The organism is Pseudovibrio exalbescens, assembly GCF_028737195.1.
GTDB lineage: Bacteria > Pseudomonadota > Alphaproteobacteria > Rhizobiales > Stappiaceae > Pseudovibrio > Pseudovibrio zosterae.
In genome coordinates, this window is record NZ_JAQZAJ010000005.1 from 19,971 (window position 1) to 41,770 (window position 21,800).

The 21,800-nt window shown below is 54.9% G+C and carries 25 protein-coding genes and 2 tRNA genes; 5 read left to right on the forward strand and 22 right to left on the reverse strand.

The annotated features are described in order from the left end of the window. From PUV47_RS14190 to PUV47_RS14205, 4 genes are all read right to left on the reverse strand, one after another. Positions 1-513 carry a DUF2165 family protein gene (locus tag PUV47_RS14190; protein WP_274219239.1) on the reverse strand — a complete coding sequence of 171 codons (513 nt, stop codon included), beginning with the start codon at positions 511-513 and terminating at the stop codon, positions 1-3. Further along, entirely contained in the window at positions 513-1,235 is a 723-nt protein-coding gene (locus tag PUV47_RS14195; RefSeq protein WP_274219240.1) for an HAD family hydrolase, read from the reverse strand. Before PUV47_RS14195 ends, PUV47_RS14190 begins: the two co-directional genes overlap by 1 nt. Further along, on the reverse strand, positions 1,232-1,996 hold the full coding sequence (locus tag PUV47_RS14200; RefSeq protein WP_274219241.1) for an AfsA-related hotdog domain-containing protein: 765 nt from the start codon (positions 1,994-1,996) through the stop codon (positions 1,232-1,234). Before PUV47_RS14200 ends, PUV47_RS14195 begins: the two co-directional genes overlap by 4 nt. Before the next feature lie 384 nt (positions 1,997-2,380). Then, positions 2,381-2,456 (reverse strand) — tRNA-Phe (locus tag PUV47_RS14205). 302 nt (positions 2,457-2,758) lie between these two features. Between PUV47_RS14205 and PUV47_RS14210 the strand changes: the two genes are divergently transcribed. Continuing rightward, the gene (locus tag PUV47_RS14210) at positions 2,759-3,613 is read left to right on the forward strand and encodes an alpha/beta fold hydrolase (RefSeq protein ID WP_274219242.1); all 855 of its coding nucleotides are present in this window, start codon (positions 2,759-2,761) and stop codon (positions 3,611-3,613) included. A gap of 2 nt (positions 3,614-3,615) precedes the next feature. Here PUV47_RS14210 and PUV47_RS14215 read toward each other — a convergent pair whose 3' ends face one another. The 3 genes from PUV47_RS14215 to yacG form a co-directional block, all read right to left on the reverse strand. Next, positions 3,616-4,383 carry an acetoacetate decarboxylase gene (locus PUV47_RS14215; protein WP_274219243.1) on the reverse strand — a complete coding sequence of 256 codons (768 nt, stop codon included), beginning with the start codon at positions 4,381-4,383 and terminating at the stop codon, positions 3,616-3,618. 220 nt (positions 4,384-4,603) lie between these two features. Continuing rightward, positions 4,604-6,217, reverse strand: coding sequence for a bifunctional metallophosphatase/5'-nucleotidase (locus PUV47_RS14220; protein WP_274219244.1), 1,614 nt, complete (start codon positions 6,215-6,217; stop codon positions 4,604-4,606). 194 nt (positions 6,218-6,411) lie between these two features. Then, positions 6,412-6,636, reverse strand: a complete 225-nt coding sequence (yacG, locus tag PUV47_RS14225) for a DNA gyrase inhibitor YacG (protein ID WP_319623394.1) — start codon at positions 6,634-6,636, stop codon at positions 6,412-6,414. Between the two features lie 163 nt (positions 6,637-6,799). Between yacG and PUV47_RS14230 the strand changes: the two genes are divergently transcribed. Next, positions 6,800-7,159 carry a hypothetical protein gene (locus tag PUV47_RS14230; RefSeq protein ID WP_274219246.1) on the forward strand — a complete coding sequence of 120 codons (360 nt, stop codon included), beginning with the start codon at positions 6,800-6,802 and terminating at the stop codon, positions 7,157-7,159. On the opposite strand, the gene PUV47_RS14235 is transcribed toward PUV47_RS14230, so the two are convergent. The 8 genes from PUV47_RS14235 to PUV47_RS14270 all read right to left on the reverse strand — a co-directional run bounded on the left by PUV47_RS14235 (position 7,156) and on the right by PUV47_RS14270 (position 12,776). Then, a complete protein-coding gene (locus tag PUV47_RS14235) occupies positions 7,156-7,788 on the reverse strand; it encodes a Maf-like protein (RefSeq protein ID WP_274219247.1) in 633 nt (210 codons plus the stop codon). The two genes, PUV47_RS14230 and PUV47_RS14235, sit on opposite strands and share 4 nt — an antisense overlap. A gap of 61 nt (positions 7,789-7,849) precedes the next feature. Beyond that, a complete protein-coding gene (infA, locus tag PUV47_RS14240) occupies positions 7,850-8,068 on the reverse strand; it encodes a translation initiation factor IF-1 (protein ID WP_028482718.1) in 219 nt (72 codons plus the stop codon). A gap of 195 nt (positions 8,069-8,263) precedes the next feature. After that, positions 8,264-8,719, reverse strand: a complete 456-nt coding sequence (locus PUV47_RS14245) for a low molecular weight phosphatase family protein (RefSeq protein WP_274219248.1) — start codon at positions 8,717-8,719, stop codon at positions 8,264-8,266. A 3-nt stretch (positions 8,720-8,722) separates the two neighbouring features. Next, complete coding sequence (locus tag PUV47_RS14250) at positions 8,723-9,232, reverse strand: UPF0262 family protein (RefSeq protein ID WP_274219249.1); 510 nt, start codon at positions 9,230-9,232, stop codon at positions 8,723-8,725. A gap of 36 nt (positions 9,233-9,268) precedes the next feature. Further along, on the reverse strand, positions 9,269-10,564 hold the full coding sequence (hisD, locus tag PUV47_RS14255) for a histidinol dehydrogenase (RefSeq protein ID WP_274219250.1): 1,296 nt from the start codon (positions 10,562-10,564) through the stop codon (positions 9,269-9,271). Positions 10,565-10,604: 40 nt separating this feature from the next. Then, a complete protein-coding gene (locus tag PUV47_RS14260; protein ID WP_274219251.1) occupies positions 10,605-11,030 on the reverse strand; it encodes a DUF2948 family protein in 426 nt (141 codons plus the stop codon). 125 nt (positions 11,031-11,155) lie between these two features. After that, positions 11,156-12,445, reverse strand: a complete 1,290-nt coding sequence (gene murA / locus PUV47_RS14265; RefSeq protein WP_274219252.1) for a UDP-N-acetylglucosamine 1-carboxyvinyltransferase — start codon at positions 12,443-12,445, stop codon at positions 11,156-11,158. Positions 12,446-12,617: 172 nt separating this feature from the next. After that, positions 12,618-12,776, reverse strand: coding sequence for a hypothetical protein (locus PUV47_RS14270; RefSeq protein ID WP_274219253.1), 159 nt, complete (start codon positions 12,774-12,776; stop codon positions 12,618-12,620). Positions 12,777-13,024: 248 nt separating this feature from the next. Here PUV47_RS14270 and PUV47_RS14275 point away from each other — a divergent pair. Further along, positions 13,025-13,099: transfer RNA gene (locus PUV47_RS14275), tRNA-Thr, on the forward strand. A gap of 705 nt (positions 13,100-13,804) precedes the next feature. After that, positions 13,805-13,990 carry a hypothetical protein gene (locus tag PUV47_RS14280; protein WP_274219254.1) on the forward strand — a complete coding sequence of 62 codons (186 nt, stop codon included), beginning with the start codon at positions 13,805-13,807 and terminating at the stop codon, positions 13,988-13,990. Positions 13,991-14,094: 104 nt separating this feature from the next. Here PUV47_RS14280 and PUV47_RS14285 read toward each other — a convergent pair whose 3' ends face one another. Beyond that, positions 14,095-14,583, reverse strand: a complete 489-nt coding sequence (locus PUV47_RS14285; protein ID WP_274219255.1) for a response regulator — start codon at positions 14,581-14,583, stop codon at positions 14,095-14,097. Between the two features lie 284 nt (positions 14,584-14,867). On the opposite strand from PUV47_RS14285, the gene hemA reads away from it, so the two are divergent. After that, on the forward strand, positions 14,868-16,139 hold the full coding sequence (hemA, locus tag PUV47_RS14290; protein WP_274219256.1) for a 5-aminolevulinate synthase: 1,272 nt from the start codon (positions 14,868-14,870) through the stop codon (positions 16,137-16,139). A 76-nt stretch (positions 16,140-16,215) separates the two neighbouring features. Here the strand turns inward: hemA and ccoS are convergent, their stop codons facing one another. The 6 genes from ccoS to PUV47_RS14320 all read right to left on the reverse strand — a co-directional run bounded on the left by ccoS (position 16,216) and on the right by PUV47_RS14320 (position 21,793). Next, positions 16,216-16,398: a cbb3-type cytochrome oxidase assembly protein CcoS gene (gene ccoS / locus PUV47_RS14295; protein WP_274219257.1), complete on the reverse strand. Its 183-nt coding sequence runs from the start codon at positions 16,396-16,398 to the stop codon at positions 16,216-16,218. 6 nt (positions 16,399-16,404) lie between these two features. After that, a complete protein-coding gene (locus tag PUV47_RS14300) occupies positions 16,405-18,615 on the reverse strand; it encodes a cation-translocating P-type ATPase (RefSeq protein WP_274219258.1) in 2,211 nt (736 codons plus the stop codon). Between the two features lie 8 nt (positions 18,616-18,623). Next, positions 18,624-19,154 (reverse strand): FixH family protein, encoded by a 531-nt coding sequence (locus PUV47_RS14305; RefSeq protein WP_274219259.1) that lies wholly within the window; start codon positions 19,152-19,154, stop codon positions 18,624-18,626. Positions 19,155-19,198: 44 nt separating this feature from the next. Further along, on the reverse strand, positions 19,199-20,668 hold the full coding sequence (ccoG, locus tag PUV47_RS14310) for a cytochrome c oxidase accessory protein CcoG (protein WP_274219260.1): 1,470 nt from the start codon (positions 20,666-20,668) through the stop codon (positions 19,199-19,201). 88 nt (positions 20,669-20,756) lie between these two features. Further along, a complete protein-coding gene (gene ccoP / locus PUV47_RS14315; protein WP_274219261.1) occupies positions 20,757-21,635 on the reverse strand; it encodes a cytochrome-c oxidase, cbb3-type subunit III in 879 nt (292 codons plus the stop codon). Continuing rightward, positions 21,635-21,793: a cbb3-type cytochrome oxidase subunit 3 gene (locus tag PUV47_RS14320; protein ID WP_274219262.1), complete on the reverse strand. Its 159-nt coding sequence runs from the start codon at positions 21,791-21,793 to the stop codon at positions 21,635-21,637. Before PUV47_RS14320 ends, ccoP begins: the two co-directional genes overlap by 1 nt. Between the last annotated feature and the right edge of the window lie 7 nt (positions 21,794-21,800).

Sequence of the window (21,800 nt, forward strand, 5' to 3'; positions counted from 1 at the left end):
TCAAAGGTCCGTATCGCTGCCCTGAAGCGGTTGGTTCAGATAGGTCAAACTCATCAAGGAAACGATGACCAACGTCAGATGAACGCCTTGAATAGCCCCCTGCTTCATCCAGTAGCCAAACCAGAGCCCACCGCACAAGAACACAAGCCACAGACCGAGGAACATCGAGAGCGCCAGGTTGACAGCGCGCAGGCAAGCTTCATCCCGCCCACCCTTCATGAACGCCCCGATCATGTTGACAGCGGCCCACCACAACGCGGCGGCTGTGAGGACCTGCCAACAGATCACAATCCAGAGAACCGCCTGAGCAGGAACGCCGTTCCATGCTCGCCATTCCAGCCCATTCCCGAAAATGGGATCCTCAATGAGCAAGCGCATGGACAGCATGTTATCAAGGTGAATGAGGTTGGTCCCTGTGTCCGTTATGTTATTCAAGACAGCGACGGTCATCCACGCGGCAAGGCCCGTAAGAAGAACGGCACGTGGCAGCAGTTGAGAACGCGTCCCAAACATTAAGCAACCTCCTTTGCAGGCCAATCGTTATCGATGAGTGTCCAATTGTGCTGACGGGCCAAGCGCTCGGACTCGGCGTTGCCGGTCAGCATCGCCCCGCTCCCAAGTAGTGAGATGAAGTCAGCATCCGATGGGTGGTCGCCAATGCCGAAGCACAACGCAGGATCCATGGCCCGCGCCGCCAGAAACTCGGTCACCGCTTCTTTTTTGCCATGACCGATCATGCAACGCCCTGCGATTTCACCGGTGTAATGCCCCGATTCAGACAAAAAGAGCTTCGTCGCCAAAACATGCTTCACCTCAAGGTGCTCAGCAAGCGCCTCCAGGAAGTCACAGGCCGAGCCGGACACGAACACGGGTTCAACCCCCTTGTGCCGCAAGGCCTCCAATTGCGCGATCGTGTTTCGAATGAAGAAACGCCGGTATCCGTCTTCTGCAATGCGGTCGCAAATATAGGAGCGCGCTGCAGCTGCAACTTCATTTCTGGGCAGCCCGGCAAGTCCCTTGTAAAAATGACGATTTACTTCCGCCCGCTCACGACCCAGCGACCGAAGTTGATGCAGCTGCTCGATCAAACCGCTTGCATCAAGGTCTTTAAACCTTTCTCCAAGAACATGGAGAATGGTGAACATGGTCTTTTCAACGACAATGGTTTCGTCAACATCGAAGAAAGCATAGCCCGCAGGCTGAGCTTCAGAATTCACTGGTGCTGCCGAAGTCATCCTGCTTTCCTCTGAGTCAAGCCTTCTTCAACAATGGTGAGCTCAGCGTCTTCAGCCCGGCGCATGACAGATTCAACCGCCTTGCAGGCCAACTTTTCTTCCTTCGGCTTCAAGGATGCGGCTTCGAAAATAGTGTACTCAACATAGGTGCTCGCAACGCGGCCCTGCTCTTGAAACAGCTCGATGTGCGCGGAGAAGCTGGTCCGATCGCTGCGCGGCTGCTCGATGTTCGTCACCGACTGGCGGATGACGGTTGGGATCGGGAAGGCGAACTGTTCAAAGCGCGTATCCAGACGATTGAAGACCACATAGCCCCCTTTTGGAACGCCCAGATGAGAATACTGAGTTTCGCCAACGGCGATGAACATCTGACGTGTAGCTTCAATCAGCAGCATGCCTTGCAGATGCAAGCCTGTCAGGTGGTCAGACATGATCTCGTTGCGATCATCCATGAGCATGTCTGCTTCAAAGACGTTTTCCTCTACCTTACGCGGCATGGAGATCAACTCGTTGACCGGGTCATGTTTGTGGCAGACAGAGCGCCCAGCCCGCAGGCCATCCTCTTCAAACACATGAACGTCTACACCGGTCGCTTGGCCCAACACCCGAATTACACGGGCATCTTCGTCGCGAACACCCTGACCAATAACAAATCCACCCTCAACACTCTTCTGAGCGAGACGCTCAATGGCGGCCTGTGCAGTGATGGCACCAGTCGCTTCCGCGAAATCTGTCAAACGATTCCCTACAATTAACTGCATGTCATTCTCCTTAGGTTGGGAGGTGAAAAATACAACCATACGTTAGGTGTAGATTATGACAGTTCATTATAGGTGTTTTTGCTACTTTAGATATACGTGGACGATGACATCGGCAGACTGTCCGGACTTGGCGCCACCAACAGGATACCAAATACCTTCAAATTTGAGGGCTTGTGCGGGCTTATGGCAACAAGGCCAACGTGACGGGGCAGAGGCCTCACAGCGCGCATCTGCAGCGCTCATTACCCAAAAGAATGAGTGGCTTAAGGACAAAACCATCCAGAATGTGGAAATCACACACACGAGAAGGATGACAAACAGACAATCCCGCAATGCCTCATGTCATGAGACGCGGGAAACATGTAACTTTTCAAGGGAGAAAAATGGTGCCCGGAGGCGGATTCGAACCACCGACACGCGGATTTTCAATCCGCTGCTCTACCAACTGAGCTATCCGGGCTTTTGCTGGCCGGCTAATGTCCGTGCCGCGAAAGTGAGCGTGTTATAGAAAGGGATTTCGGTTCTGTCCAGCACCTCTTGTCAGTTTTTCAACATTAAAGCTGAAGACGCGCTTTTTCCACACGTCTTGATGGCGACAAACAACCGGTTGCCGCTGCGTTTTTCGATTTACATCGATTTCACAGGAGGTTAGTTTGCGCCTTGTGCAGTCGTTAGAGTGCACCGGCAGCGGCACATCCCTCCCCTTTTTAGCTGATTTGATCAGCAACCCTTCCCCATACCCAATTTTTGAAAGGCGACCTTATGCAGGTTTCCAACGTGTTCCGTCGTGACGGATTTGAGTTCTCCGTTAAATCTGAAGGCACAGGCCCAAACCTTCTCGTGATTGGCAGCAGTGCTTATTATGACCGTGTGTTCTCAAGGTGTTTGCGCTCGACCTTCCGCCTGCACCTTGTCGACCACCGAGGCTTCGCGCCCTCCAGCCGCCCGGTGACACTGGAAGACGCCGCGCTTGAGGTGATCAGCGCGGACATTGACTGGCTGCGGGCAGAACTTGGGCTGGAACACACCTTTGTTCTTGGCCACTCCGGTCACGGCTATATGGCACTTGACTACGCCCGCCGCTATCCCGGCCCTGTGCAAGGGCTCGTTCTGGCTGGTCTTTCTCCAGACCTTGGCACGGCTCATCAGGCAGAAGCCGAAGCCAGGTTTGCCGCAGAAGCAAGTGAAGAGCGCAAAGCCCAGTTCGGCAAGGAAATTGCGCAGCTTGGTGCCATGATCGAGAACGACCCGGCGCGCAAGTTTGCTCACATTTGCTGCGCTTTGCAGGCGCGCCGATGGGCTGACCCCACTTATGATGAGAGCTGGCTGTGGGAGGGCTTGACCATGCACACCCCGCTTTTTGATGCGCTCTGGGGCGATGTCTTCGCCAATTTCGACATGGCTGACGCTGCGGGGCAGATCACATGCCCGGTTCTGCTGGTGATGGGCAAGAAGGACTTCAGCGTGGCACCCACGCGGTGCTGGGAACCCGTGTCAGACCACTTTGCCAACTTGACCATCAAGGAACTGGCTGAAAGTGGCCACACGCCCATGCTGGAACAGCCAGCGGAGTTTGATCAGCTACTTGCAGACTGGGCCCGTTCCACCAGCAGTTGAAGCTACTTGAGATAGTCGTGCAAGACACGGCCATAGGGCAAGGTGAGGTCTGTAATGAAGTGCAGACCTCCCACCACCTTTTTCACCGGCAAGCTGGCGAGCGGCGCATTGGCATGGTGAAAGAGCTGCAAACCGGCAGGGCCAGACCATGCGCCCTTCACCGTGATGTCGGCAACCTCATAGGCCACGAGCTGAGCAATGGCGAGCGAGCCATCAACATCCGGGATGATCTTCAGGTTTACCTGGGTTTTCTGCAGCTTCTTCAAGATCGCATCCGGGTGGCATTTGGTGCCATGCTCCACATCATAAAGCAGATGCTGATACTTGTAGCCCATGGTGCCAATGGCGATGGTGGTGCCATCAAACTCCAAATGACCGGTCAGCGTTGCCCCTTCGACGAACAATCTGGGATAGCCAAGTTTTTTCGGAAAACCCCAAATCTCGCGCCCGCCGTAAATGGGCGGTGAGCAGTCCAAGAACATCTGCTGAGTGAAGTTGACGGGATGATCGCCAAACCTGGCCGGGATAACCAACCCCGCCTCGGTGTAGTCACCAAACCCGGCGGAATCCGGCATACGGATGGTTTCGAACATCACCGTATTGGAGCCATCCGGCTCCAGCGGCTCTGGCAACGCCTCGCGAATGGCATCCGGATCGCTCTCGTAGATGATGGTCAGAAACTCGCGATTGATAAAGCGGTACGGCCCCTTGGGATAGGCGGGAGCCGCGATGGGCATGGAGGCTTGTTTCAGAATGTCTTCAGCGTTCATGAGCGCGCCCTCTTGCAATGTGGCCGGGGTTATGGCGCGCACACCTTACACGGCGGCCAGAAGAACCGGCTCCCTGCAATTTGGGAGCATCTTGAGGTTAGGTTGCTCAATCCTGAATGAGGCGGGAGAACCGGCAAGCGCGATGACGCCTCGCGCTCCGCTGGTCTGCCTACAAAAAAGGCGAGCCTGAGCCCGCCTTTTCTGGTTCATTTGAACATGCTTACTTCACCTGGGTGATGCGGCCGTCAGTGAAAGGCTTGTAGTCGCCGTTTGCTGCCAGATAGTCAGCAACAACGATTTCAAGACCTGGACCGTAGTCGTAGGCGTTCAGGCCATGCTCCGCGAAGACCTTGTAGCCATCACCGCCACCACGCATGTAGTTGTTGGTTGCAACGCCGTAGACCTTGTCCATGTCGAGCGCAGAACCGTCCGCCATCTCGATGGAGACAATGCGCTCACCAGCTGGCTTGGATGGATCGAAGCTGTACTTGATGCCAGCAACCTGCGGGAAGCGACCTGCGCCCTCTTCCAGTTTAGAGACGCCGTTTTCCAGCGCATCCTTGATGTAGGATCCTTTGAGCTGGAAGGTTGCCAGCGTGTTCTGGAACGGCAGAACGGTGAGAACTTCGCCCATGGTGACTTCGCCAGCGTCGATGGAGGCGCGCAGACCGCCACCGTTCTGAATGACGATTTCAACGCCCTGATCCTTCACACGGTCAAGGATCGCGTCGGCCACAAGGTTGCCCATTGAACATTCGCCGGCGCGGCAGGAGCCACGGTCGCCGTCGATGAGTTCGGAAGTAGAACCGATGACCTTGGACTTCAGCTCTTCAATAGGCGCTGCCAGCTCTTCAACGCGGGCCTGGAAGGTTTCATCCGGAGCAACAGAAGCATCGAGAAGGATTGGCTCACCTTCTGCCTTGATGACATTGCCTTCATCATCCCAAGTTACTTCGATTTCGCCAAGGAACTTGCCGTAGGCATATGCCTGAACGATTGGCACTTCAACGCCTTCCGGGTTCTTTACGAGAACCGGATAAGGGCCTTCTGCACGTTCCTGCGTGTTGGACAGAAGCGTGTGAGAGTGGCCACCCACGATGATGTCGATGCCCGGAACAGCCGCCGCAATCTGCTTGTCGCGGGTCAGGCCTTCGTGGGTGAGCGCGATGATCTTGTTGACGCCAGCGGCTTCAAGCGCTTCAACGGCACCCTTCAGGTAGTCTTCCGCCATGATGAAGCGTACGCCTTCACCCGGAGAAGAGGTCTCGCTGGTGTCTTCAGCCAGAGCAGAAACAATGCCGATTTTCTCACCGCCCTTTTCAAGGATCAGGATGCCTGGCACCTTGCCCTTGAGAAGCGGCTCGTTATTGACGTCAATGTTGCCCGACAGGACCGGGAAGTTTGCCGCATCGATGAACTTGGCCAGTGCTGCAGGACCATCGTCAAACTCGTGGTTACCCACTGCCATGGCATCAATGCTGAGGCCGTTCATGAACTCAACGGCTGCCTCACCCTTGTAGGTGGTGTAGAACAGTGAGCCTTGGAACTGGTCACCAGCGTCGAGCGTAACGAAGTTCTTGCCTTCGCCCTCAAGCGCGGTGCGGCGCTGATCAAGCATTGTCTTGATGCGCGCGATGCCACCGAAGCACTTGCCTTCGGCTTCGTCTTCAGCGCCGCAGGTTGAATCGTACTTATTGATCGATTCAATGCGCGAATGAAGATCGTTGAGGTGCAGGATGGACAGAGAATAATCTGCCAGCGCTGTGCCGGTCAGCCCAACCGTCAGTGCAAGAGCAGGTACGCCGCCCAAAAGAACTTTCTTAAGATTACGCATAAAAAACCCCCATCTACTTTACGGCCACGCAGGGTTTTGCGCCGAGGCAGTGCGTGGCTCTTAAAGATGCGGGGGTATCTTGTTGAAAGTTGATGAAGGGAACAAGACACGGTTACGTTGCAAAGCGCCTTGTCACCGCTTAAATCCGGTTAACCGACACACCAAAACGCATCCAGTGCGCATAGTGAGCGCGACTAGTGACGCAACTGAGGTGGTATATCCGATTCCAACTCATCAAGATCTGGCTCCTGCTCCACCGCGGGAATCGAATAACGATCCGACAACCATCGATTGAGATCCACCTTTTGGCATCGGGCCGAACAAAACGGCGCGAACTCTTCTTGAGCAGCCTTCTCACAGATGGGGCATTCTTTGGAAGTGTGTTTCGTTGCCATAACCCTCTCCTCAGATTGGCTCATTTGCTTCCGGTAGACAGGTTGTTTAACCTCTCAGCGAGTAAAGAGATAGGTCAAGCCGTCACGGTGCCCACAGAACGAAAGCTTAAGTGGGACAAACATGAAGACAAGTGCGGGACGACGCGGTTTTGAGGGGCCAGTACCGCGTAGGAGTTGGGAGTTGCCTATGACCTCTGAGATTTCCTGGATACTGACCAGTCGCGTAACCACGACCGACCCTTCAGCCTTTGAAGGGCTGATGCAAGAAATGTGTGGTGCCTACAAGGAGAACCTGCCCGGCACACTCGCCATGATCTGGTATCTGTCGGAAGATAGCCAAACATGCCAACTGTTTGTTACCGTCGATCGCAATGAGACCGCCCTGATTTACCACGAGCGCTTTCTGACCCACTTCAAAGCACGGTTCGAGGCTTTGATGATCCCTGAAGCCATGGTGGTTTATGGGGACGCGTCAACAGACTTGAAAGCCATGCTTTCAAGCTACGACGCAACCTATGTCAAAACGGTGGGTGGTTTTGTGCGTTAAGCGGGAACGCCTGCCTGCGCCCACGTGGCCTGCGTATCATAACCGTTGCCTTGCAGCAGGCTTGCCGTCTCATAAAGAGGCAAGCCAACGACGGATGAATAGGACCCGATGATGCGGGCCACAAAACCACCTGCATAGCCCTGAATGGCATAGCCACCTGCCTTGCCCCGCCACTCGCCGGAGGCCAGATAGTTTGCCATGTCCTGCTTGGACAGCCGCCGAAAACGCACGCGCGTTTCAACAAGCTTGGTGCGGTTCTTGCCCGCCGGGGTGTTGACGCACAACCCAGTGTAGACCCGGTGCACGCGGCCGGACAAAAGCGCCAGACAGGCAGATGCCTGTTCGGTGCTTTCCGGTTTTGGAAGAATGCGGCGCCCCACTGCCACGACAGTGTCTGAGCCGAGGATCAGAGAGTTTTTCTTTGCCTCGTCCCGCTCCACCATGATGCGGGCCGCAGTTGCCTTTTCACGGGCCAGACGCAACGCCAGAGCTCGGGGGCTCTCGCCCCGCTCCGGTGTCTCGTCAATATCGGCTGGAAGCAGGAAGTCCGGTTCAATGCCGATCTGTTGCAACAGCGCCAGACGACGGGGAGACCCGGATGCCAGAACGAGCGTTGGTTTGTCGCTCATGAATGCTCCTCAAAACCGATGGGTATGGGTATGGGTATGACCAAGGGCCATACGCAAACTACTACTTGTAACGATATGTGATTCGACCCTTGGTCAGGTCGTATGGTGTCATTTCTACGAGCACCTTGTCGCCCGCCAGAACACGGATGCGGTTCTTGCGCATACGGCCAGCAGTGTGAGCAATGATCTCGTGATCGTTTTCAAGCTTTACGCGGAAAGTCGCATTTGGAAGGAGTTCGGTCACAACGCCCGGAAACTCCAAGACTTCTTCTTTCGCCATTAGGATTCCTGATAGTTCTCTCGTAGTTGCGCGGAACCTAACGGATTAGTCACCGAAAGGGAACCGCAAACTCTGAATTGTTAGAGGTGGATTGCCGCAGTTTTACCCGGATTTCGCGGCGTTGTCACAGGTTGTTTTTACCAATATCCGCCGGAAGGCCTATTAATCCGCCTCAGCTTTCAAACTGCCGTAGGGCTAGCCTGACGGAGCAGGTTGCCAACCCAGCCTTTTCTTCAGCCTTAGTTGCAACGCATCGCGCACTTCGCGATAGGCGTTCATGATCTGCTCGCGGCTGCCGGTGACGATTGTCGGGTCAATCGTTGGCCAGTATTCGACCTCGACCGCCTGTGTGCGATGGGTATCGAGCGCCATATGGTGAGCTTCTGGTGCGAGCGTGATGATGAGATCGAACCCCTCCTCCGCCAAGTCTTCGAAGGTCTTGGGTTCGTGAAAGCTCATATCAATGCCCGCTTCGTCCATGACCGCATCCACGAACGGGTCTCGCTCGCCGGCAAAGACACCACAGGAGCGGACATAGACCTGTTTGGGAAACAGCATTTTGGTGAGCGCCTCAGCCATGGGCGAACGCACCGCATTCATACGGCATATGAAAAGGACCGCACTGGGCCGGATCTGCAATTCATGCTCCATGTGCTACCCCTTTGGATGCAGGGAGCACAACAGAGTGAAGAGGCGCCGGGAGGTCTGATGGTCAACATCAATTTTCCCGTCCAGCCGTTCCTTCAAAATGCCCGCACCTTCGTTATGGACACCACGACGGCCCATATCTATGGCTTCAATTTGGCTTGGTGACGCCGATCTGATCGCCTCATAATAGCTTTCGCAAATCATGAAGTAGTCGCGAACGATCTTCTTGAACGGCGTCAACGACAAGATGTGCGTCGTCAGCTCCTGCCCGTCCTCTGTTCGCACAATGAGGACGAGGCGGCGCTTTATCATGGCCAAATCCAAGCGATATGGCCCTTCTGGAGCCCCAATTGGCGAAAAGAAGTTCTCCTCGACAAGGTCGAAGATGGCTATTTTCCGCTCCCGCTCCACGTCTTTGCTGGCGCGCTGGATGGAATCGGGGTCCAGCACGACCTCGATGAGGCGCTGTGTCATCTGTTGACCGCCTCCATCGACCGTTGGCACCTGCTCTTCCATCAGTGTCTTACTCCAGTCAGGCAGGGCGAACTCTGCCTATCGATTCAATCTAATTGCCACTGAGCGAGCGTGAGCGCCCAGTCCTTCAGCTTCAGCAAGCTTGACAGCCGCCGGACCAATCTGAGCCAGATTATCCGGATTGCAACGAAGAATGGAACTCCGCTTGACAAATTCTAGCACGGATAGGCCCGATGAAAACTTGGCCGAACGTGCGGTTGGCAGCACGTGGTTTGAGCCCCCCACATAGTCGCCAATGGCTTCAGGTGTATACCGGCCCAAGAATACAGCGCCAGCGTTACGCATCAATGGCAGCAGTGCGTCTGGATCTTCAACCGAAAGCTCGAGGTGCTCCGGTGCGAACCGGTTTGAAAGTTCCATTGCCTTTTCAAGGTTTTCAACGCAGATGATTGCGCCAAAGTTCTTCCAGCTCTGACCGGCAACTTCTGCGCGCGGCAATGTCTCAAGCTGCTTTTCAACGGCAATCGCCACCTCATCAGCCAAGGTTTCACTGTCGGTGATGAGGATTGATTGAGCAACCGGATCATGCTCTGCCTGAGACAAGAGGTCCACTGCCACCCAATCCGGGTTGCAGTCCTTGTCAGCCACCACGAGGATTTCAGAGGGTCCGGCAATCATGTCGATACCGACGCGGCCGAACACCCGGCGCTTTGCAGCGGAAACAAAGGCATTCCCCGGACCAACAATCTTGTTCACCGGAGCAATTGTTTCGGTGCCATAGGCCAGCGCGCCCACGGCCTGCGCGCCGCCGATCCTGTAGATCTCCGTGACCCCAGCGAGCTTTGCGGCGGCCAGAACCAGCGGGTTCAGAACGCCATCAGGGCTTGGCACCACCATGACGATGCGCTCAACGCCTGCAACCTTTGCCGGCACCACATTCATGAGAACGGAAGAAGGATAGCTGGCAAGTCCGCCCGGCACATATACACCCACGGCCTCCACCGGCGTCCAGATGCTGCCCAGTTCTACGCCAATCGGGTCGATGTAGCTTGAGCTTTCCGGAAGCTGTTTTTCGTGATGCGAGCGGATGCGGTCGCAAGCAAGTTTCAGTGCATCAAAGGTTTCCTCGGGAACCTTGGCCACTGCTGCTTCAATTTCATCCGCTGTCACAACCAGCTCAGACATGCCTTTTGCAGGCAAGCGATCAAACTTGGCCGTGTACTCGAGCACGGCAGCATCACCACGCTCTTCAACATCCCGCAGGATATCGCGGACGATATGGTCAACATCCTCAGAAATTTCGCGCTTGCTCATGAGCAGGCGGTTGATCTCTTCTTCGAAATTCAGCGATGCTGAGGAGAGTTTAACGGCCACGATCTTATTCCCTAACTTCAGTTCCTGGCAGTGGCGCGGCTCAGTCCAGCTCGTGATGAGGGCGATTTTCAGTGCCCCAAGCTGCACCCAAGTCGGTCAACTGCGCTTCAATGCATTCCACCTTCGCTGCCATGACCGCACCGCCGGAGAACTCGAGAGTGAGACGCCCGGCCGGATCTTCATCCGGGTCAAATGTGATGGCAAGCAACGACAGAATGCCGTCCTTATTCTCTTGCTTTATATTGCGAACCTGCAGAGCTTCAACACGTGATAGTGCAAGAACGGATCTGCGGCGCTCATTTTTCTGTTGTTTTGCCGTGTCAGCATCCCAAGCGAAGCGGTTCATGGCAACGATAAGCCGCTTTTCTTTTGGCAGGTACTGAATGTCACCAACCTTCAGGACACTATCCTGGCACATCGCGGAAATTACAGTCAGGTCTTCACTGTCAAGCGCGAGAAGCTTCATTATCATACCCCGAGTCATGTGAAAGACGGCGATTCCGGAACTCCGATATCGCCGCCTCGCGTTCTACATGTACAGGTAACGTCAGAGCCCGCTGAAAACAATCGGGTGACTCTGTATTTTATGAATTAGCCGGAAACACGCTCGATCTGAGCACCACAGCGGGACAGTTTGTCCTCAAGACGCTCAAAACCGCGATCAAGGTGATAGACGCGGTTCACGGTTGTTTCGCCTTCAGCTGCAAGGCCCGCGATAACCAAAGAAACGGAAGCACGAAGGTCCGTTGCCATAACTTGAGCGCCGTGAAGCTGTTCCACGCCTTCAACAGTTGCCACCTGCCCGTCCAAATGAATATTGGCACCAAGGCGGGCCAGTTCCTGAACGTGCATGAAGCGGTTTTCGAAGATAGTTTCCGTGATGCGGCTGGTGCCCTTGGCGCGGGTCATGAGAGCCATGAACTGCGCCTGAAGGTCGGTCGGGAAGCCCGGGAACGGATCGGTGCGCATGTCGACAGGCTCAATGCCATCACCGTTTCGGTAAATGCGCAGGCCGTTTTCGACACTGGTGATTTCGGCCCCTGTCTGAACCAGCGTATCCAGAGCGCTTTGCAGAAGCTCCGCACGCGCACCTTCCAGAACCACATCACCGCCGGTCATGGCCACTGCCATGGCGTAGGTACCGGTTTCGATGCGGTCCGCCACGACCGGGTGTCGGTAAGCACCGAGCTTTTCGACGCCCTGAATGTGAATGGTGCCTGTACCAGCGCCTTCAATCTTCGCGCCCATGCCGATGAGGCAGTTCGCAAGATCTGCAACTTCTGGCTCGCGCGCGGCGTTTTCAATGACGGTCTCGCCCCTGGCCAAGGTTGCAGCCATCATGACTGTGTGGGTGGCCCCCACAGATACCTTTGGGAACACAACGCGGTTGCCAATGAGGCCGCCCGGGGCCCTGGCCACCACATAACCTTGATCAATGTCCATCTGGGCGCCAAGCGCCTTGAGGCCATCTATAAAGAAATCGACTGGGCGCGTGCCAATGGCACAGCCCCCCGGCAGGGAAACGCGCGCTTCGTGCATCCGGGCAAGCAAGGGGCCGATAACCCAGAAGCTGGCACGCATTTTAGAGACGAGCTCATAAGGCGCGGTGGTGTCTACAACATCGCTTGCGGACAAGTGCAAAGTCTGACCTCGCATTGAATCCTGACCGACCCGCTTGCCATCGACAGAATAGTCGACACCGTGGTTGGAGAGGATCTGCGTCAGCTGGGCCACATCGCGCAAGCGCGGAACGTTTTCCAGAGTCAGAGTTTCATCCGTCAGAAGGGATGCGATCATCAAAGGCAAAGCGGCATTCTTCGCGCCAGAAATTGGGATCACACCATTGAGCCGGTTGCCACCGACGATTTTAATTCTGTCCATTAATCAAATTACCCTAAAAGACCGCCCGAAACTCCGGAGGAGATATTATGGTCCTCTATAAGGATGGATATGGCCTTAACATGACGCCCCATCAGTGACGTGCTCGTCATGTGAACAACATAGCCCCCACCCAGCTATGATGATTTACCGGTTTTTCTAAGCCGGAAAACCGTTAGTTCTCGGAGGAACGCCCTGTCTTTTGAGCCTTCTTCCGTCGTTTCAAATTGTCTCGCAAAGCTGCAGCGAGGCGCTCAGCACGCGCATCCTTTTCGCTTTGCTTTTTCTCCAACCCATCCGGATCGGCGGTTTTTGGCTGTTTTTCCTCGTTCATGACGGTCTCACCTACACTAATGCCCTCTTGATGCCAAGCGTCCTTCAGTAAGCCAACGTATCATTCACCCATGAGATTTCCCCAGCCATGACAAATTCCACAGAATTGGAAATTTTAGCTCTTGCGCCCCCCCGGTCGTTATGGCAAAAGCCTCCTCGTTCCGGGGCGACACGGCCTCGCAACACAGAACAGACTGGAAAAACTCAGTAAGTTCAGTAGAATGGAAGGCTCTAAAGCCTTCAGATTAAGCTGCGGTAGCTCAGTGGTAGAGCACTCCCTTGGTAAGGGAGAGGCCGGGAGTTCAATCCTCCCTCGCAGCACCATTCTCCTCCCCCCTTTATCCCTCTTTGATTTTGGTTCGATCGCTGCGGCAGAAGTTGTCGTTGTTTTTGTCAATCATCCTGTCCGCAAGGCTCTATCGCAGCCGGTGGAGAGCAAGAGATGGACAGGCAACCTCACGTCACGCAACAGTCCCGTCATTGTGTTTGTCAGATGTAAGACACTCAGAGAGCAACCTGACCTTGCGCTGTGTTTCAAGTTGAAACAGGTGAATTGTTTTCAAATATACGTCTCTTGCTTGCAACTACTTTGCAATTCGCAAAACGCTACAGTTTAAGCGGGAGATACTACAAATCACACGCCAACAAACACTTTATTTTGCCGCATTCGAATCGATGAAATTAACAAGACATTAACCATGGTAATCCTCGTATTCCACAGTAATTCACGGCTTCAATACACGCAGGAGCAGAGCGCAGCGCGTGGTAACTAACCAAGAGTGAGTCCCTCCCGCTTGGTTAGTGTGACCATTGTTCCACTTCACGGCCTCTCCCGACGATCAGCGCCTTTTGTGAGTTTACAAGAAAAGGGCTGCTTGCCACCCTGAGCTTGCAATCGGGGCAAGCGACAGGAAATCCCCCCGCCCTGTCGAATTTCATGTAGCACCACCACCTGCCAATTTCAGGCATGTGGCCGTCTGCGCTTAGTGAGTAGCGGTCCCAGAATGGGACTTGCTGAGGAGAGTTCGAATGGAACAAGTAACGAGTGAGTACGAATACTCTCAGGACGACGGCTTTTCAGAAGCCGAACTGATGCTGTTGAAGTACCAACTGGAAGAAAATGACTTTGCAGAGCTGATCCGCCTTGCAACCAAGCTGCCCTCTGAAAAGTGGGCAGAGGCGAGAACCCAGCTTTCTGCGCTTTCAGCGAACTGATTTTTTCAGAAAGTATCGCTAATTACGCCGCCATCTCGCCCCCATAAGAGATGGCGGCGCGCTTTCTTAAGTCCCTCTCCAACCTGACGTCGAAGCCAAGCCAATTACGACCCGGCTGAGGGTTGAGGCTTCCAAGCTTTCTTATGGTTGCGTATCGCCCGCGGCGCCGGTCCGAAATAGCCTGCCGTCTTCACAAAATCTCTAGGCTGCAAAATGACCGACATGATGCGCTGATGAAGCGACTTGGCGGAGATCGGTTTGCACAACAGCTCGTGAACACCAAGCTTGCGCGCTTCGATGATGCGGCTGCGCTCGGTATGAGCAGTCACCATGATGATTGGAATGTAGGCGAACGGATTATCCGGCGTGCGGATCATGCGAACCATGTCCGGCCCATCAAGAATGGGCATGACCCAATCCAAAATCAGGATGTCCGGGTTCGCGCGCTCCATGGCTTCCAGGCCAGAGGCACCGTCTTCTGCTTCGACGATTTTGCGCGCACCAAAGCCCTGCAGCATGGTGCGCAGAATCGTTCTCATGTAGGCACTGTCTTCCACAACCAGAAACGACAGCGATGCCAGATCGATACTCAACGGCCTATTCCTTAGCTTACGCAGGGAGTTTAGCAGCGCTTTTTTAACAAACTCAATCTTGCGGGGAAATGACCCGTGGATGTTCTCCAGAATTTTGCTGGCGCCTTGAGGAATATCAGCTTTTTTATGCCAACGAGGGGCAAATTGTGGTAAGTGCGTAAGGCTAATCCGCATATCCACAGCGCACGGGCTTGCGGCAACTTGTCCTACGACAATTGCGTATGAAAGCACTAATAGTAGTTTAGCAATGCTCTAAAGTACCCGGTATCAGCAAGGAACAGAAAATGAATTACCAGAGTATCTTCGAAGAGGCGATCTCGTCCCTCAAGGAGGAAAAACGATATCGGGTATTCGCGGATCTGGAGCGCATCACGGGCAGACATCCACACGCAATCTGGCGCCGCAATGGCGAGAAACGCGAGATTGTTGTTTGGTGCTCCAACGACTATCTGGCGATGGGCCACCACCCAAAGGTGATCGAGGCCTCTGCCAATGCCATTCACACCATGGGCGCAGGTGCGGGCGGCACCCGCAACATTTCGGGCACAAACAACCCACTCGTTCAGCTTGAAGCAGAACTGGCAGACCTACACGGCAAAGAAAACGCCCTGGTCTTTACTTCTGGCTTTGTCTCAAACGAAGCGGCAATTTCAACGCTGGCCAAGCTGCTGCCTGATTGCCTCATCCTGTCTGATCAACTGAACCATGCTTCCATGATCGCCGGTGTACGCAATTCCGGTGCTCAAAAGAAGGTTTGGCGCCATAACGACGTGGAACATCTGGAAGATTTGCTGCGCGACGCCGGGAATGAGCGCGCGAAGCTGATCGTCTTTGAATCCGTTTACTCCATGGATGGTGACATCGCGCCGATCGAAAAGATCGCTGACCTGGCCGAAAAGTACAACGCCATGACCTACATTGATGAGGTTCACGCCGTTGGCATGTACGGTCCTCGTGGCGCTGGCATTTGCGAACGCGACGGCGTCATGGAACGCATGGACATCATCGAAGGAACGCTGGCAAAGGCATTTGGCGTGATGGGTGGCTACGTTGCAGGCAGCAATGCTGTTGTGGACGCGATCCGTTCCTACGCACCGGGCTTCATCTTCACCACTGCCCTGCCGCCAAGCCTGGCTGCAGCTGCCACCACATCCATTCGCCATCTGAAGCAGTCTTCCGTAGAGCGCGACGCGCAGCAGCGCCAGACGCAGGTGACAAAGGACAAGTTGAGTGCGGCTGGTCTGCCGGTCATGCATTCCGACACCCACATTGTGCCGATCCTCGTAGCTGATCCTGACCTTTGCAAGAAGGCCTCTGACATGCTGCTCGAAAAGCATGGCATCTACATTCAGCCGATCAACTACCCAACTGTTCCTCGGGGCACTGAGCGCTTGCGCATTACCCCCGGCCCTGCTCACACCGACGAGCTCATCAACAACCTCACTGAGGCTCTGGTTGATGTATGGAACGAACTGGGCATCTCCTTCAAGCAAAGCACCAATGTGGTTGACGAAGAACAGCCAACGGCAATTCTTCATCATGCGGCGGGTGGTTAAGCCCTTTGCATCAAGACAACAAAAAACCGGCCTTTGCGCCGGTTTTTTTGTGCCTGTAGTACGGATGTCTTGTTTCCTACTTCGGATCAGACCCCACGGTCGGGGCATGGCCATCGGGCAGATCCCCATCATCCAGAATGCGCCATTTGGCCCCTTCCAGATCATCATACTGACCGTTCTTCATGGACCACATGAAGGCTATGAGGCCAGAGCCACCAAGCACCAATGCAGCTGGGATCAGGTAGAGCAATACTTCCATTGGTTGTTAGTCCTCTTTCTCCGACTTGGACATGAACTGCAGGCGCACGGCATTCAGGGTCACTATAACCGAGGAACCTGCCATGGCCAACGCCGCCACCAATGGCGTTACATACCCAAGAACAGCTATTGGTACAGCAATCATGTTGTAAATCACGGACAGACCCAAATTCTCCTGCATGAGACGATGGGACTTGCGCGCAATATCAAGGGCGTTGGCCACTGGGCGCAGATCCTCGCCCAGGAACACCGCATCTGCTGCGGCCTGACTGACGTGTACGGCGGAAACTGGCGACATGGACACGTTTGCGGCCGCAAGAGCTGGCGCGTCATTGAGGCCATCACCCACCATCAACACGTTATGCCCTTCCGCCTTCAACGCTTCGATCCGGGCGATCTTGTCCTGTGGTTTCACTTCGGCTTGCCACGTATCGATGCCAAGCTGGCTGGCGATGTCGGCCACAGCATCCACGCGATCACCTGACAGCATCTCCAGCGTGTACCCCATGGCCTGCAGGCGCGTCACGGTCTCAACTGCGTCGCTGCGCAGGTACTGGCCAATTGCAAGCAAGGCAAAGGTCTCTTCTCCTTTGCGGAACGCAATCAGCGAACTGCCGGGGTTCTCTCTCCGCTTAGCCTCAACCATGTCCTGCGGGATGCGGCAGTAGGCAGGTGCGCCAAGCAACAGCTCTTGCCCCTCAAAGACAGCCCGCACACCTTTGCCCGTTTCCTCACTTGCTCCCGGGATTGGTTTCAGCTCGCCGGTCGCCTTGGCCAAAGCCTTGGACAAGGGATGCTTGGAACTGAGCGCCAAGCGGCCTGCGAGAGCAAGATCCTCTGCGCTCATGCCTCCAGCATCACCAAGAGCTGGTTCAGGCAGCGTCAAAGTGCCGGTCTTGTCGAAGACGATGGTTTTCACCGCTGCCAAGCGCTCGATCGCATCGCCTGAGTTCAAGAGCACGCGTGCGCGGAAGAACAGACCACTTGCCACAACCTGAACAACAGGAATGGCAAGTCCCAATGCGCAAGGACACGTGATGATCAGCACCGATATGGAAATGACCAGGGCATACTGCCAGTCTGCGCCGACGGCAAAGGTCCAGCCAAGGAATGTGGCCAGCGCAGCAAGATGCACAACAGGCGCGTAGAGCTGGGAAGCGCGATCGGCGATCTGTACGTAGGAAGAGCGCCCCTCAAGAGCGGTTTCCAAGAGGCGGTTGACCTCGTCCAGCAGAGTTCCCTTGGCAGACGCCGTGACCCCGAGAGTGAGCGTGCCATTGGCGTTCATGGTGCCTGCAAAAACCGCATCCCCAGCCTCCACTGGTTGCAGCTGGGTTTCTCCCGTCACAAGGCTCTGGTCAATCTCGCTTGTGCCTTCCAGGACCACGCCGTCAACGGAAACTCGCTCACCAGCCCGCACCAACACCTTGTCGCCGGGCTCCAGCTTTGACAGCGGCACATCCTTGGTGGAGCCGTCAGGTAACAACTTGGCGGCGCTCTCGGCCTTCAGCGTGGCGATATTCTCGGCAAAGGCGCGCGTCTTGCGGCGCATCATGTGATCGAGATAACGACCGGCCAACAGGAAGAACAGCAGCATTACCGCGCTGTCGAAATAGGCATGTTTGGCGGATTGAAAGGTTTGCACCACCGACAAGCCGGTGGCGAGCAGAACACCGATGGAAATCGGTACATCCATGTTCAAGCGGCGGCTTTTGATGGCGATGATCGCACTACGAAAAAACGGCCGCCCTGCATACACAACCGTTGGCAAGGCGATGAGAAAAGAGATCCAGTGAAAGAAGTCGCGCGTTTCAACGTCGATGTCGGAAGTGTTGCCAGACCAGACGGAAATGGACAAAAGCATGATGTTCATGGCAGCGAAGCCGGAGACTGCCAATGAACGCAAGAGCTCATTACCGATGCGATCGCCGCGGGCCTTCACCTGCGCAGGATCGAACGGGTACACCTTGTACCCCAGCATCTCCATGATTTTGACAAGCCGCGACGGCTCGTATGTGCTTTGATCCCAGTCTACGGAGAGGCGCTGACTGGACATGTTAACGCGGGCGTGTTTGACGCCCTCTTCCTTGGTCAGAGCGCGTTCAATCTCAAAAATGCAAGCGGCACACGTAATGCCATCGACGGCAAGCTCCATGTGAGCTGTGCCGTCGTCTTTCTGGGTGACAAAGGCCTCCCAGTCTTTGGTGTGAGCGTTCATGGCCGCCCTTACTGTTCTTTAAAGAAGACCTTGTTGCGCGAGCGGAAGACAGGTGTCTCGGCGCTTTCTGCACTGAAGGCTTCTACCACCACGGTCCAATTGCCGTGGCCAAGCTCGGCGATATTGCCAACATAGCGCCCAGCTTCCTGCTCCTGAAGGGTGAGTTCGGTGTCGGTGTTGGTGCTTGTTGGACGTTGGAACTTGACCGTGAATTCATCGCCGTAGACTGGCGCGCCATTCTTGTCCTGCGCCAGAACCAGGATCTGAACGGAGCCATCTGAAGCCTGCTTGATATCAGCTTCAACCTTCCAGGCTTTTGCCTTCATGGTTTCGGCCAGGGCGATTTCATCATTATAGCCCTGACTCACTTCGTAGGTGCTCTCGACTTCCAGCCCTGGGAAAGTGCCGATAGCCAAGTACATCATGATTGCATTGGCGGCGAAGATGACGCCGAAAAAGACAATAAAGCAAACGAGTACGAACCGGCCAGTGATCTGGCGTGGCTTCTTGGTTCCTTTGTTATCCATGGTCAGCGTCATTGCCTCACCTTTTGCAGAAATGGGGATGGGCTCTTTTAAGAGCCCTATTGTGTTGTGTGTTCCGCCGTACGGAAGAAGTCCGTAATCAAGACACTCTCGCCCGTCTCATTGTTTGTGAGAACGAAGTCCAGCGCACTTGAAACCGGCAGGGTTGCATTTGGTTCAGAGAACACAAGAGCACGAACCTGACGGGTACGGTCTGCACCAACCTCGAGAGTGATAGACCCATCTGAGTTGGTGTCTGCACCCACGACCTCAGCGCGGAAATTGCCGTCCTGACTGCGCACCATGAGCGTGAAGTCCTGAGCCGAACTTTCCTTGTTGAGCAATCTCAAAGTGTAGCCATTACGGACCACACCCTCGTTCTGCGTTACATAGAGCGGGTTACGGTCATGTACAACAGACAGGTCCATCATCTGGCGGTTGATCAACGTGTAGAGCATGATGCCTGCTGCAATCACGATGATGCCCACATAGATGATCGTACGAGGACGAACAAACCTGTAGATTGGGTCCAGACCCTGCTCACGGCGGTCCATATTGATGTCTGTATCATAGGCGATCAGACCGGTTGGCTTGCCGACCTTGGTCATGATGTTATCGCAGGCATCAATACACAGACCGCACTGGATGCACTCCAGCTGACTGCCCTTACGAATATCAACGCCGGTTGGACACACAGCCACACACTGGTGACAGTCAATACAATCACCGGCTGGCAAGCCTTCTTCCAGACGCTTCTTGTTTTCCTTCAGGTGACCACGTGGCTCACCGCGGTCGGCGCGGTAGGTCACGTTGAGTGCGTACTCATCGGTAAGAGCTGCCTGAATGCGCGGCCAAGGGCACATGTAGGTACAGACTTGCTCACGCATGTGACCGGCGAGCGAATAGGTCGTGAAGGTCAGGATCGCAATCCAACCATACACAATAAGGGAGGCCTGACCGGTCGCAAGTTCATAGACAAGAGTTGGTGCATCAGCAAAGTAGAGCACCCAGGCACCGCCGGTCCACCAGGCAATCAGCAGCCAGACGGTGTGTTTGCCGGTCTTGCGTGCGATCTTGGTGCCGGTCCATGGCTCCTTATCCAGATTGATGCGGTCACGGCGATCGCCTTCAAAGAAGCGCTCGACCTTCATGAACAAGTCTGTCCAAACGGTCTGCGGACACAAGTAGCCGCACCACACACGGCCAGCGACCGCATTCATTAGAAACAGAGCAACAGCAGCAATAACAAGAAGACCAGTGAGGTAGTAGACCTCTTGAGGCCAGATTTCGATAAAGAAAAAGTAGGCGCGGCGAGCTTCAAAATCGATCAATACCGCCTGATCAGGTGCCCCAGCACCCCGGTCCCAGCGGACAAATGGAAGAAAGTAATAAATGCCCAGTGTGACGAACAAGATCGCCCACTTAATAGTTCGAAACCGCCCTTTCACCGCTTGAGGATAAACCTTCTCAGCCGAGACAAACCAAGTGTCTTCATCTAGCTGAGCAGTGGGATCCGCGTTCGTTTTCATGGTCGTGCCCGTACCAAATTTATTATTTGAAGTGGCAGAACGGAGGCGCCGTTCAGGACGCCCCCGTTCCTCGTTTTCGGATAAGCTGTTACTGACCGCCGCCCAGAGAGTGAACGTAAACCGCCAGAGACTTAACTGTGGTCTCGCCGAGGCGGTCAATCCACGGAGGCATGACGCCGTGACGTGGGCTGTACACCTGTGCCTCGATGGCTTCTACAGAGTTGCCATAGAGGTAGTTCGGTGAGGTCAGGTTCGGCGCGCCCAGCTCAGGACTTCCCAAGCCTTCATCGCCATGACATGCTGCGCAGTTGTCGACGTAAACAGTTTCACCCAAAGCCAGATCAGCACCCTCTTCCGGGGTGGAACCAGCAAGGTTGGCTGCAACGTAGTTGGCAACTGCTGCGATTTCTTCCTTGTTCAGGATTTCATCGCGACCAAACGCCATCATCTCGCCAAAGCGTGTGTCTTCATGTTCAGAACGCACACCGTAAGAAATCGTCTGAGCGATATCGTCCATGGTGCCGCCCCAAATCCAGACGTCGTCCTGCAGGTTTGGATATCCCACAAAACCCGTAGCACCGGTGCCGTGACATGGCGCACAGTTGTCAGCAAATGCTGCGCTTCCGCTTGCCATGGCGAACTCCAGAAGCTCTGGTGTGCTGCGAATTTCGTCCAGCGAAGCTTCAAGAAGCTTGGATCCAGTTTCTGCGCGCTCTGCCATTGCCGTATCGAACTCACGGGTGGCGACTTCGCGCTGGCTGTAGCCAATTACACCTGCGGTGTAGGAGGAGACCAGCGGCCAAGATGGCATGACAATCCAGTAGCCAATCGACCATACAATCGAGGCGTAAAAGATGTAGAGCCACCACTTTGGCAGAGGGTTGTTCAGTTCTTTCAGGCCGTCCCACTCATGACCAGTGGTTTCAACGCCGGAAAGCTCATCGACTTCTTTTTTCAGCTCACCCATTAGTCGTCCTCCCGAAGCGGGATTTGAGCTGCATCGTCGAAGCGCTCCTTATTCCCCGGCCAAACGGCATAGATTACAACACCGGCGAAAATCGCCATGAAATACAGAAGGCCACCTGTCTGCGCGAAGTTGGCCAGAAGGTTATAGGTTGACTCCATGATGCCT